Raw genomic sequence first — 12845 nt, 5'->3', positions numbered from 1 at the left:
TTTTCTTCAACCTCCTTTCTAATTTTACACAATACACATTGCTTGCAATATCTGTCGTTAGGTTTTCGTATCTTTGATTTTTATAATTTTAAAGTTATGAGCGATCGGCTGGAAACCATTGAAGACTATTACAGAAATATCAGAGAAAACCAATTAAAAATGTTTGATTCTCACGATTTTGAATTGGGGAAATCACACTTTAATATCTCTATGCGAAGATACTGCAGCTTCAAAAGCCCGTACAATCGTCGTGATTATTACAAAATAAGCTTCATCATCGGTAAAGGAACTTTTAAATATGGACAACAGGAATTGTATGTAGACCGTCCTGCTTTGTTTTTTCCCTCTCCAAATATTCCTTATTCATGGGAATGCGATGGGGATCTGCAGGAAGGCTACTTCTGCCTTTTCAATCAGGAATTCTTTAACGGAAGTTCGGAATTCAAGCTATTTAAGAAAACATCATTATTTAAGGAATGGAGCATGCCTATTGTATTTTTGACAGAAGAACAGACTCAGTTGACAACGGTGTATTTTGAACAAATGTACAAGCTCAATAATTCAAATTATCCGTTTCGCTGCGGAAGCATTAAAAGTCATCTGGCATCTGTCCTTCATCTTGTCCTAGAAAACCGCGTAGAAGACGTTGATCCTGATGAACTTCCCGCAAATGTACGCCTGTACCGTCTTTTTGACGAATTGCTCAACAAACAGTTCCCTTTAGATTCTCCTGCCTATCCGCTTGCCCTGAAAACCGCATCAGATTTTGCCGAACGGCTTAATGTACACGTCAATCATTTAAATTCTTCTGTAAAATCTGTAACCCAGCTTACTACCACACATATTATTAAGGAAAGGATGTTTGAGGAATCTAAAAACCTTTTAAAATACACCAACTGGGATATTGCTGAAATCGGTTACACTTTGGGATTCGATCAACCCTCTCATTTTAATAATTTCTTCAAAAAATACTCAAATACCTCGCCGCTCAAATTCAAGCACGCGATTTAATTCTTTGAATTTTGTAATTTTTTCTTTGTCTTTTAAAATTGATATCAAAAATTCCCGGCTTATTTTTGTATCATTAAAAAAAGAGATGAATTATGTTGAGAGAAGCATCTGAACAAAGGATCAGATTGATCACCATTATGGCTTTTATATCCATTCCATTATCGGGGTTTGTTACAGATATATATCTGCCCTCCTTCCCCTCAATGGCTAAAGGAATGCATGTTTCTGAAAAAGATATACAAATTACCCTTACCTCCTATTTGCTGAGCTACGGAATTTCCCAACTATTCGTGGGAGGAATTTTGGATAGCATCGGCCGGTATCGCCCCAAGTTAATCGCATTGTTTTTATTGGTAATTACAAGTATTCTAATCACCATGACCAATAGTATTTTACTGATTTGCCTTCTCCGTATCCTTCAAGGGATAGCCGTATCAGTACTGGTGGTCGCTACACGGGCTATTTTTGTTGATATTTATGATGCGGAAAAAGTAAAACATTATCTCAGTTATTTTACAATTGTTTGGTCCTTAGGTCCGATTCTCGCTCCATTTCTTGGTGGATATCTGGAAAAATTATTCAACTGGCATGCTAATTTTTACTTTCTGGCTTTTTATGCCGGAGCCATACTGCTATTTGAATGGTTTTTCAGTGGAGAAAGTCTTCCACAAAAAAAGAAACTCAATTTTTCCGAAAACATCAGCTTGTATAAAATGATGCTCCGGAACCGTATTTTTATGCTGGGCATTATTATTTTAGGATTAAGCTACTCGATTGTTATGCTATTCAATATCACGGGTCCCTTTATTATCGAAAATACTTTCCATTTTACCCCTGTTGTTATCGGATACTGTACACTAATCCTTGGGTTCTCCTGGATGATCGGTGGGTTTATCGGTAAAAAAAGAGTATCATTAGGCTTTAAAGCAAGAATACTGCAGCCTATCATACTACAATTAACTCTCATTACGGGACTCATTATTATAAGTTATTTTTCTGAAAGTTTATATATCATGATCCCTTTTGCATTTTTTATTCATATCTGTTCGGGGATTCTATTTACTTCATTCTTCACAACAAGTATGCTTTATTTCCCTAAGAATGCAGGGACTGCCGGTGGACTGATGGGAGGACTGGTGTATATTATTACTTCGGTTACAAGTTTCATTATCTCCGTAAGCGGAACTGTTAGTTTACAGAAAGATCTTTCCTGGCGGTATCTAATTATTGCAATAATCCTTCTGGGTATTATTCTTACCATGAACCACACTTTACAAAAAGAAAAAGCAGAGAATTGATCTCTGCTTTTTTATTTTCATACCTGCTGATTATAAAATAACCCGAATCAAATTGTTGATGCCGGGAATACAATTGTTGGTGGATAATGTTTTATGCTAAAGAGTATATGAGTTAATATTGCACTGTCAAAATAAAATTATTGTAATTTCATAGAGAATACGGAAACTTATATTTCTTATTTCCCTATTTAATTAAAATCTAATTATAAAAAGCTCAAAATAAAGTATATTCATGATAACGTTCGCCAAAAAACAATGGAAACAGATAATGATCATTCTGATGATCTATACGACGTGGAGTGTGGCGGCATTTCTATTTCTGATCCGATTACAGGGATTGGAGACCACCCTTAAACAATTCGGAACAGGAAGTCAGCTTTATATTAATTTTATTCATACTGTTGTAAAGGGAACCATTGTATACTATATTCTTATTTATCAGTTACTGATCCCTCTAATAAAAACCAGAAACTGGAAGAAAGCAATTTTACAAGGGCTTTTATTCTTTACCATACTGACCATTTATGAATACATATGGAATTTCCAGATTCAAAACCCCAAACCCACAGATCCAAGTTACGTTTCACCCAACGTATTCTTTCTCACTGCTGCATTACTTGATCTTGTTATCATTTTGATAGCCGTCTTTTTTGCCACGATAATAATTTCCAATGAAATGCGTAAGCGTAAAGAAGAGCTGGAGAAGGAAAAATTAAAAGCCGAACTTGCTGCCATAAAATATCAGATCAATCCTCATTTTATTTTCAATTCGCTAAGTTTTATTTATACAAAAACCCTTAAAACAAGCCCGGAGGCAGCCCATGCGGTACATCTTCTTTCAGAGATTATGAGCTATGCTCTGGATGATTGGGATGAACTTGGAACAGTGCCTCTTGCATTGGAAATTGATCATATGAAAAAAGTAATAGAAATGAATCAGATCCGGTTCAATCATATGCTAAAAGTAAAGTATCATCAACATATTGAAACCGATGAAGCTTACATATCTTATGTCCCGACTCTGGCATTGGTTACTTTGGTGGAAAACGCTTTTAAGCATGGGGAATTGAATGATGAAAAAAACCAGGTAACCATTGAGCTGGAAGCCACAAAAAATAAGATCTATTTCCTTGTCAGCAATAAAAAGAAGAAAGGCCCCAAAGAACCCTCAAAAGGAATAGGATTAAGCAATGTGAAGCAACGTTTACAACTCATGTACGGTGATAAGCATTCCTTTGCTGTTAAGGAAGATGAAAACTATTATTTAAATGAAATAACCATTAATCTTTAAATTATGATTAACTGTATTGTCGTAGATGATGAAGCGCACGCAATAGAATTACTCGCATTGCATATTGAGCAAACACCATTTCTGAAACTTGTAGGTTCTGCTATGAATCCGGCAGAAGCTTTACAAATTTTGAATACTACGGAAGTGGATCTCATTTTTCTCGATATTCAAATGCCGGGTATGTCAGGAGTTGAATTTCTACCATTACTAAATGACAGGTATAAAGTCATCCTCACTACCGCTTTCAGAGAGTATGCTTTAGACGGATTCGACCATAATGTTGTAGATTATTTGCTTAAACCAATTTTCTTTCCACGGTTTTTAAAGGCAGTACAACGGGCGCAGGAAATTATTTCTTTATCTACAAAAGATGCAGAAGACGATTTTATCATGGTTAAGACAGAATATAAAGGAAAACTAATAAAAATTAAAACCCAGGATATTGTATACATAGAAGGAAAAGGAAAATATGTATGCTTTCACACCAAAGACGGGGAACAGATTCTGGCATTGTTAAATATCGGTGGACTTGAAAATAAATTACCAGGTGATCATTTTCTCAGAATACATAAATCATTCATTATTGCAGTCCCTTTTATTATGATGATCCATGGAAATTTAGTCCAACTCGAATTTACTAAAAACCAGATACCAATCGGGCAGACTTACCGCGAATCTTTTATGAATCAAATGCTAGGTAAAGTAATTACCAATAAAAAAGAAGAAGGCCCGGAATAGGATTACAGACAATAAACCAATATATACACAAACAATCAATTTATAAATCAAAAAAATGAGAAAATCATTATTAATCCAATCCGTTGGAGTTTTAGCCCTTTCAGCGGCAACATCATGTGCACCTTCCTATTTTGGGAAAACATATGCTGCCACCCAAAACGTAGATGTTTATTTTGATGCTGCTGATGTAAAAAGAGAACATGAAACAATGGGGACAACAGAAATCAATCAAGGCTTCAGTTCCATGGATGCTATGCAGCAAAAAGCGATTGAATTAGGCAAGTCACGAGGTGCAGACGGTGTTATTATGAAGCTGACAGAAGAGGTTACGGGAAGTTCAAAAAGTGATTTTGGAAACATGAAGAAAGGAAGCAAAAATAATACTTATACCGGTGGTTCGGTAACCACTAACATGAAAGTAAAAAAGATACAGGCTACTTTCATTAAGTATAAATAAGCCAAATGTCCTTTATTCTTATCAGGCTGCTCCTCTGGCTTCTTTCGCAGGCTTTATTCTAAAGATTAGCTGCTTTTCATTTATTTTTTTAATCGTTCAACATTATTTAACAGTTTACAACAAAACTGCAGGAAAAGTAATGTCCGAAAATTAATAAACGTCCCCCAGAAAAAACAATGAAAAGCACGTGAAGCCAGTAGAGCCAGCCGTCTATATGATAAAGCTCTCCTTATCGTTTAAATAGTCGTTTTCACTATAAACAATTCAGATTGTTTTCATCCGAAGTCACCTGTGGCTTCGGATTTTGATACAAATACCTGTTCCTTTAATTAATAGATGATAGTATCATATATAGCTCATTTTGATTTTTCAGCTCCATCTTTTTATTGATCCTGTATCTTCTCGCTTCAGCTGCTCTGATTGTAGAATTGGCATATTGAGATATTTCCTTAATTCCAAAATTCATCTTCAGAAGTGTACAGAAGTTGATATCGGAAATATTCAGATCAGGGTATTTACTTTTCAGGGTAGGATAAAAATTAGGATATATTTTCTGGAACTCTATGTAAAATGCATTGATATCTTCTTTAGCTAAAAGTATCAGTTCTTTTGTATTTTCTGATTTTGCATTTGAAATGTTATCCTTTACAGTTTCCGTTTCAGCTTTTTCGAAGTTAATGATATCTGCCGGCACTTCATCTGGTATTTTATTCTGAATAGAATTATCCTCTTTATTTCCTTGTTTCTTTTTATAATAAAGGAAACCAAAAAGAGCTGCTAAGAGAATAACACCTGCACCAATAGCAATATTTGTTGGTTTTGATGACACCTCTTCTACATTGTCAGAAACCTTACCATTTATTTTATTAATAAAATTTACATCCCCTGATTTTTTCTTTACCAGATCAACGCTATCTATGATCCGTTTATACTTTTTTGAAAAATAAGTAGATTGTTCATAATCTTTCAATCCTTCATATGATTCAGCCATCATGGCATACACCTCATACTGCTCATATCGGTTATGATCTTTTTGGGAGTCCATAATAGCCCTTGAAAAATAACTAATAGCTGCAGGATAATTCCCGGATTCTTTTTCAACGATTCCTTTATTTATTAAATTCTGGATGATAAATCTATCGTCCGGAAATGAAGCAAGAAACTGATCTGTGATAGCGATATACTTTCTGGCTTCATCTACTTTTTTAAAGCGTGCCAGGGAACCGGCCAGGGACTCAAGTGTACAGATTGTGGTTACCTTCTTTAATCTGCTTTCATTACCTATTTTTAGACATTGTGAATAAGCAAGTTTTTTAAGTATGACAACCTCTTGCTTGGTACTTTCATTAAAATTTTCACTAATCGTCAATAGCTCAGCCTTTGCCACTGTGATGTGTATATCATTAACCAGCTTATCATTCTCTATAGTAACAAGTTTATTATACTCCTCACATTTATTTAAAATTTGTTTTGCAGCACTTAGGTGATCAAGCTGTAAGAGTACTTTATGATAAGATAACAAAATGCGACATATCATATTGTAATCATTTTGTTTTATCGCCAGATCTACACCTTCATTAATTTTGGCCAAAGCCGCATCAAAATCACCATTAAGTTGATATATCCTAACTTCTTCAAATATTGAATAAACTTGCCCAGGGTAAAATTTCTTTTCACGGGATAGATAATAAAGAACTATAGCATTCTTAAGCGTGAGTCCTGGATTATTATCTCCTGTTATATAATTTTTTTCCAACAACCGGCTTACACTATCAATTTCTTTACTGCTATTCTGTGCCCCGGTATTACTACAAAAAATAAAAAAAACAATAAAGAATGTGGATGTTTTTAATACTTTATTTATTAGCATGTTTCTAAATTAATTAAATATATACAATTGGTAATTATTTTACAGGACTATTGACTGCTTTTCAGTACAACTCAATCCCTGTATATTTTGTGTATTTATATGTTTTTCCATTTAACCAATTTACATTTATGACCACAATCAATCATATAAAAAAATGCACTTACACAAATATACATAAATTAACACATCTCTGCACAATAGGCGCTTTAAGGTTTGTTTATAAGTTTTTTCATTATAGTTTTGTGACAGGAAATTATTTAAATCAGAAAATAAAATAAAACAACAAAAGATCAACTTCAATAAAGATCACTTTTAAAAAAATTAACACAATCTCTTAATTTAACTTAAAAAAAACACAAAATGAAAAAAAATTGCAGTTAAACGCTAAAAAATACATTTAATTACTGGTCATCAAAAAATTTCAAGAAGATATATAGTTTTTCTAATAATAAGCAAAAAACACAAATGATGAGAAAAAGTAATAATAAGTCAGTTTTTATAATTGATTATTCTTTGAAACTTCAAGATAATCATTAATTAGTGTTAATAGTTTTAAACTGTTTTTTATCCGGGACCAATTGGTCCAGGATTTTTTTTAATGACTATTTAAATAATAATGTATGATTCTTCTTTAAATCAAAAGCAGACCTGTATTATTTCGTTTTCTTACAATAAACGTGAACAACAAATCGATAGCTTCGTGTATCAAAATATTCAAAAACAACATTATGAAAAAGTTTCTCTTTAGTGTTTTAGCTTTATTAACAGCGCTGCTCCTGATCATTGGCATATTAGAACTTACCAGTTCTTATAAAGTTTCAGAAGATATCAACCGAAATGCTCCTGTTCAGACACAACAACATATCACTATCCATGCTTCTCCGGAAAAGATATATCAGATCATGAGTGATGTTAATCATTGGTCTGCCTGGAATAAAGACATCCAGGATCCGGTAATGACGGTACCTTTTCAAAAAGACAACAGTTTCGATTGGAAAAGTGGAGGTCTTACAATCAGATCCACCCTACACACTGCAATTCCTTACCGCAAAATCGGGTGGTCAGGTCCGGCATTCGGTGCTTTTGCGATTCACAACTGGACATTTGTTCCGAATGGTGTAAACACGACCGTTGTTGTAGATGAAAGTATGGAAGGATGGCTTGTTACCATGATGCATAAAAAATTCCAGAGCCATCTGGAACATTCTTTACAGGAATGGTTAAGAAATCTAAAAATACAAGCCGAAAAATAGTTTTTTTAATAAAAAAAGCCATAATTATTCTACAGATAACGAATAATTAACAAAAATAATGACATTTAATTTTAAAATCTTTATATCTTTATAGTCTAATAACCTGTGTTATTATAATCTCAACAGTTTATATACCTCTCGCTTACCCGGGAGGTTTTATAAAACTGACTACTTCCACTCTGGATTACTACAAAGAATTTATCTCACCTGTTATGAAACAGGATATATAGTCTACCTCATATACATTCTTGATCAATTGGAATTGCCTGTACGATTTTTTAAACTACCTTCGCTTTTCTGGTAATCCTGGCCAGCCATGCAGGGAAAAATCTTTTAAGAAAAACACCCAGAACTTCCTTGCCTCCTATCGCTTTCTGGTATTTTTTCTTTTCAATCGCACGAAGCATTTTTCTGGCAAAAACGTGAGCCGGCATACCATTTTGGGTTGCATTATCCATGGTTCCCTGTGAAGATCCGTCTCCGGTTACGGCATTCATTGAAATATTGGTTTGTATAAACCCCGGACAAATAATAGTTATCAGAATATTTTCTTTGTATAATTCTGCCCGAAGAGCATCAAAAAAACCATGCAAAGCATGTTTTGCTCCCGCATAACCACTCCGCATCGGAGCCCCGAAAATACCCATAAGGCTTGAAACAACAGCAATCTGTCCTCCTCCGTTCCTGATCATGTAAGGAATTGTTGCTTTGGTAAGGGCCACTGTCCCAATATAATCTATGTCTATCAGACGTTTATCAACTTCAATATCAGTTTCCATTGCCAGAGACCGCTGAGACAATCCTGCATTATTAATAAGAACATCAATACTTCCGAATTTTCCTGCCGCTTCTGCTGCAACAATAGCCAAATTCTTATAGTTGTAAAGGTCCAGTGGTAATACCGCATACCGATTTTTGGACAGCTTTGCTTTTTGCGCAACTGCTTCCAGCTGATCTTCTTTTCTGGATGAAAGAATTATTTTTGCTGTAGTCTTTGCTGCCAGCTCCATTACCAATGCTTCTCCTATTCCGGAAGAAGCCCCTGTGATCCAAACTGTTTTATCATCAAAGTAGGTGCTCATGATATTGTTCTTTATCTTATTTCAGCCCGGCAATATATTTTCCGGCTTTCATTCCTGAAAAAATACAGCCTCCTAAAAAGGTTCCTTCCAAGGCACGATAGCCATGCATTCCTCCTCCTCCGAAACCTGCAACCTCCCCAGCCGCATAAAGTCCTTCTATTATTGTATCATCTTCTCTTAAAACCTGTCCATTCAGATTGGTCTTAATCCCTCCTAACGTTTTTCTTGTCAGAATATTAAGCCTTACCGCAATTAAAGGTCCGTTTCGTGGATCCAGTATCTTGTGTGGTGTGGCTACTCTTCCCAATTTATCTCCAAGGTATTTTCTGGTACTTCTTATGTAATTTACCTGTGTATCTTTTGAAAACGGGTTATCCAATTCTCTGTCCCTGGCTTCGATCTGAGATTTTACCTTTTCATAATCCAAAAGATGATCTCCGGAAAGTTCATTCATCCTTTTAATCAAATCCTGAAGATTATCCGATACAATAAAATCTTTTCCATGTTCTTTAAAAGCTTCCACAGGACCTGGTGCTTTTTTCCCAAAGATTCTTTTAAAAAAAAGACCGTAATCCTTATTTGTAATGTCAGGGTTTTGCTCGGAGCCAGAAAGGGCAAACTCTTTTTTAATGATTTTTTGTGTTAAAATAAACCACGAATAAGAAAACCCGGTATCCTGTATGTATTTCAGGGTTCCCAATGTGTCAAACCCAGGTAAGAAAGGCGCTGGAAGCCTGTTTCCATTCGCATCAAACCACAGGGATGAAGGTCCCGGTAATATCCTGATCCCATGATCCGGCCAAATAGGATTCCAGTTTTGAAGACCTTCCGTATAGTGCCACATCCGATCCCTATTGATGATATCAGCTCCAGCATTTTCAGTAATCCCTATCATTTTCCCATCTACATAAGCAGGAACTCCAGATACCATTTTTTCAGGAGCTTTACCTAATCGTTGCGGCCAGTTTTTGCGCACCAGTTCATGATTAGCTCCTATTCCTCCGGAAGCAATAATAATATGGGGTGCACTGTACTTGAATTGTGAAACAACAATTCTGCTGGTTGCCTCACCTCTTTCTTTATTGTCATTTTCAAGAATGTCTCCTTCAATACCTGTGACCTTACCATTTTCTGTAATAAGGCTGGTAACGCGATGCCTGAACCTCATTTCAAGAAGCCCTTTTGCTTTTGTTTCGTAAGCCTTTTCTACAAAAGGTTTTACAACTCCGGTCCCAGTGCCCCAGCTTACATGAAAACGAGGAACGGAGTTACCATGCCCATCCGCGGAGCCATCTCCTCTTTCTGCCCACCCCACCATGAACATCAGCTTAATTCCCATTTTAGAAATATAATCATACTTTTCGTTAGCTGCGAAATTCAGATAAGCTTCTGCCCATTGTTTCGGCCAGTAATCTTCTTTACGATCAAAACCTGCTGTTCCCATCCAGTCCTGTTTCGCCAGTTCATAAGAGTCCTTAATTCCTACTCTTCGCTGCTGAGGAGAATTAATCAGAAAAAGACCACCAAAAGACCAGAATGCCTGTCCTCCGATATTCTGTTCTGTCTCCTGATCGATCAATAATACTTTTTTTCCGGCGTTCGTTATTTCCATAGCAGCAGTAAGTCCTGCCAAACCAAAACCTACGATAATTGCATCTGGTTGAAATTCATTGTCCATTGGCGGTAAGTGTAACAAAATTCTATTAACTAAGATAATAGATTTTAACATTATAGAGCGTCAATTATTTTCAGCTTTACTAATTTTATTCTACTTTTATTATGTTTTGAATATAATATGATAAAGGACTTTAATGGTGTAAAAGTTGGGATTTAGAAGTAAAAAATATAACAAAAGAAAGGGACCACTTTTGTTATAATACTTAATTTGATATAGTTAAATCCCTTATTATTCAAAAAATATTCGATAAAAAAACAGAAAAATAAAAAAATATACACCTCACAACCACTTTAAACACAGATTTTCCTGTATTTTCTTTATTTTTTACAAAATATTATTTCATTTGCTCCGTTTACTATGCACGTGACTCATGTTTGAGTTTCATGGTTATTAGTTTTTATCCTCAACTTAGGTTGAGGATTTTTTTATTATATTTGAACTTCTTGTGATTTAATCACATTTGTGTTTTTTTTTAGGCCTTCTCCGGAAGGCTTTTTTATTGTCTATCGCCCTACTGTTTCCCATTTCGGGCTACTCATAATAAATAATAAGAGGCTGCCATTTAAGACAACCTCTTGTATTGGTTATTAGTAAATACCCCCGACAATCTAAATTTTTAGCAAATTCGTTCAGTTTACTTACTGATTAAGTTTTGGCTAAATTACAAAAATTCATTAATTAGTGACAAATTATTGCCTTTAATATCCCATTAATAAATGATTATATAATTTAATTAATTCACTTTTAAATGAAATACACATACTGTATTGCGTTTTTTATGTTAAAAAATACATTAAGCCTTTCCTACAATATCCAGGAAGTTTCCTGAAAGAACTTAGTTTTTATAAAGTCGTTCAATAATCAGTGATGAAAAATACTTCACCCCTGTTCTTATACTTTCTTCATCCACTTGAAAATTTGGAGAATGATTCATAGCAATCATTTCTTTTTCAAAGTTGGAACCTCCAAGAAGAAAATATACACCCGGTATTTTTTGTTGAAAATAGGCAAAGTCATCATTAAAAAACGGAACCTGTCCATAATCAGGAGAAATTGCATTGATCCCGTAAATATCACGAATGGTTTTTATTGCAGTACCTGTCAGTTTTTCATCATTGATGACCGTAGGATTTTCTTGTATAAATGAAACTGAAATAAGCTGACTTTTATAAATATCCTCCACCAATCTTTTAACTTCAGGAATTATTTCCGGGATACATGACGCATTGGTCTCATACAAATAAGCTTCGAGAAAGAAGTGGTCTTTTTTAGAATAGGCACTCAACTTATCGTCCATGAAGCGATAATCCTTAAAAATAGTATTAGGGTTTATCAATCCTATATCCGGATCTACTATATGTCTGATTTCCCATGGTTTACTTCCTGTGTTCATCCGGGACAAAGAGGTATGGATTTTATTGGTTAAATTTTTTATCTCTTCTTTTGATAATTCTTTTTGTAATTCAATTCGTATTCTTTTCTGATAAGCAAATACTTCATTCGGCTTCACTATTATTTCTCCGACCGGGAGAGCGGTTACGTGCAGACCATATATTTCATCAGGAGCTATTTTGGAAAATAAATTAGTATTCATCATCCCTTTAGCTCCCATAAAAGTTTCTTCTTCCGGTTGGAATACAAAGTAAACGGTTCCTTTTAAATATTTTTTATTTTTAGCAAGAACTTCAGCGATTCCCAAGCCGACCGCCATATGAACATCATGACCACAGCCATGTTGAATACCTTTTGTTTCTGATTTGAAAGGCTGCGGATCCGGAAAATCATTTGAAAGCGCATCCATATCGGATCTCCAGGCTATTTTCTTTCCTTCTCGTCCGCCTCTTAAAATTCCTACTACTCCATATCCATATATATCTGTTTTTACCTCAAGTCCTAAGGCAATCAAATACTGTTTTAGCATCTTCTGAGTCCGAATTTCATGACCTGCCAATTCCGGATTTCTATGAAAATCTCTTCGGATCTCAACAAGTTTTTGAAAAATTTTGTCGGTTTCGAGCTGAATAGATTGATGGGAAAAAAACTCTTTTTTAGAGTTGGATATTACTGGCTTTTTCAGTTTTTGTGCAGAAACAGCAGAAACACTAAGGTAAATTAGGCCTAACAGGAGTTTTTTCATGGAAATATTTATTCTCGTTTTTTGGGATTA

10 protein-coding genes are annotated in these 12845 nt (G+C 34.9%); 6 read left to right on the top strand and 4 right to left on the bottom strand.

Annotation, left to right across the window (positions count from 1 at the left end; genetic code table 11):
• The first annotated feature begins 96 nt into the window (after nt 1-96).
• The 5 genes from AAEU33_RS12910 (at nt 97) to AAEU33_RS12890 (ending at nt 4795) form a co-directional block, all read left to right on the top strand.
• A complete protein-coding gene (locus tag AAEU33_RS12910) occupies nt 97-1011 on the top strand; it encodes a helix-turn-helix transcriptional regulator (RefSeq protein ID WP_345987931.1) in 915 nt (304 codons plus the stop codon).
• 92 nt (nt 1012-1103) lie between these two features.
• The gene (locus tag AAEU33_RS12905) at nt 1104-2309 is read left to right on the top strand and encodes an MFS transporter (protein WP_273648278.1); all 1206 of its coding nucleotides are present in this window, start codon (nt 1104-1106) and stop codon (nt 2307-2309) included.
• A 232-nt stretch (nt 2310-2541) separates the two neighbouring features.
• On the top strand, nt 2542-3600 hold the full coding sequence (locus tag AAEU33_RS12900) for a histidine kinase (protein WP_345987930.1): 1059 nt from the start codon (nt 2542-2544) through the stop codon (nt 3598-3600).
• A 3-nt stretch (nt 3601-3603) separates the two neighbouring features.
• Complete coding sequence (locus AAEU33_RS12895) at nt 3604-4338, top strand: response regulator transcription factor (protein WP_345987928.1); 735 nt, start codon at nt 3604-3606, stop codon at nt 4336-4338.
• Nucleotides 4339-4393: 55 nt separating this feature from the next.
• Nucleotides 4394-4795: a hypothetical protein gene (locus AAEU33_RS12890; protein WP_172278750.1), complete on the top strand. Its 402-nt coding sequence runs from the start codon at nt 4394-4396 to the stop codon at nt 4793-4795.
• Between the two features lie 325 nt (nt 4796-5120).
• Here the strand turns inward: AAEU33_RS12890 and AAEU33_RS12885 are convergent, their stop codons facing one another.
• The gene (locus AAEU33_RS12885; RefSeq protein ID WP_345987926.1) at nt 5121-6665 is read right to left on the bottom strand and encodes a tetratricopeptide repeat protein; all 1545 of its coding nucleotides are present in this window, start codon (nt 6663-6665) and stop codon (nt 5121-5123) included.
• A gap of 728 nt (nt 6666-7393) precedes the next feature.
• Here AAEU33_RS12885 and AAEU33_RS12880 point away from each other — a divergent pair.
• Nucleotides 7394-7918 carry an SRPBCC family protein gene (locus tag AAEU33_RS12880; RefSeq protein WP_345987925.1) on the top strand — a complete coding sequence of 175 codons (525 nt, stop codon included), beginning with the start codon at nt 7394-7396 and terminating at the stop codon, nt 7916-7918.
• A gap of 278 nt (nt 7919-8196) precedes the next feature.
• Here the strand turns inward: AAEU33_RS12880 and AAEU33_RS12875 are convergent, their stop codons facing one another.
• From AAEU33_RS12875 to AAEU33_RS12865, 3 genes are all read right to left on the bottom strand, one after another.
• Entirely contained in the window at nt 8197-9000 is an 804-nt protein-coding gene (locus AAEU33_RS12875; protein WP_345987924.1) for an SDR family oxidoreductase, read from the bottom strand.
• A 16-nt stretch (nt 9001-9016) separates the two neighbouring features.
• Nucleotides 9017-10678, bottom strand: coding sequence for an FAD-binding dehydrogenase (locus tag AAEU33_RS12870; protein WP_345987922.1), 1662 nt, complete (start codon nt 10676-10678; stop codon nt 9017-9019).
• Nucleotides 10679-11513: 835 nt separating this feature from the next.
• On the bottom strand, nt 11514-12815 hold the full coding sequence (locus tag AAEU33_RS12865; protein ID WP_345987921.1) for a M20/M25/M40 family metallo-hydrolase: 1302 nt from the start codon (nt 12813-12815) through the stop codon (nt 11514-11516).
• Nucleotides 12816-12845: the final 30 nt, after the last annotated feature.

Source organism: Chryseobacterium sp. Chry.R1, assembly GCF_039645525.1.
Lineage (GTDB): Bacteria > Bacteroidota > Bacteroidia > Flavobacteriales > Weeksellaceae > Chryseobacterium > Chryseobacterium proteolyticum.
The sequence above is the reverse complement of the archived record's forward strand: the minus strand, read 5'-3'. Positions and strand labels throughout refer to the sequence as shown.

Bases quoted from the DNA above. Each gene is read 5' to 3' on its own strand.
- AAEU33_RS12900 (WP_345987930.1), top strand. From the start codon at position 2,542: ATGATAACGTTCGCCAAAAAACAATGGAAACAGATAATGATCATTCTG.
- AAEU33_RS12875 (WP_345987924.1), bottom strand. From the start codon at position 9,000: ATGAGCACCTACTTTGATGATAAAACAGTTTGGATCACAGGGGCTTCT.
- AAEU33_RS12890 (WP_172278750.1), top strand. From the start codon at position 4,394: ATGAGAAAATCATTATTAATCCAATCCGTTGGAGTTTTAGCCCTTTCA.
- AAEU33_RS12870 (WP_345987922.1), bottom strand. From the start codon at position 10,678: ATGGACAATGAATTTCAACCAGATGCAATTATCGTAGGTTTTGGTTTG.
- AAEU33_RS12905 (WP_273648278.1), top strand. From the start codon at position 1,104: ATGTTGAGAGAAGCATCTGAACAAAGGATCAGATTGATCACCATTATG.
- AAEU33_RS12910 (WP_345987931.1), top strand. From the start codon at position 97: ATGAGCGATCGGCTGGAAACCATTGAAGACTATTACAGAAATATCAGA.
- AAEU33_RS12885 (WP_345987926.1), bottom strand. From the start codon at position 6,665: ATGCTAATAAATAAAGTATTAAAAACATCCACATTCTTTATTGTTTTT.
- AAEU33_RS12895 (WP_345987928.1), top strand. From the start codon at position 3,604: ATGATTAACTGTATTGTCGTAGATGATGAAGCGCACGCAATAGAATTA.
- AAEU33_RS12880 (WP_345987925.1), top strand. From the start codon at position 7,394: ATGAAAAAGTTTCTCTTTAGTGTTTTAGCTTTATTAACAGCGCTGCTC.
- AAEU33_RS12865 (WP_345987921.1), bottom strand. From the start codon at position 12,815: ATGAAAAAACTCCTGTTAGGCCTAATTTACCTTAGTGTTTCTGCTGTT.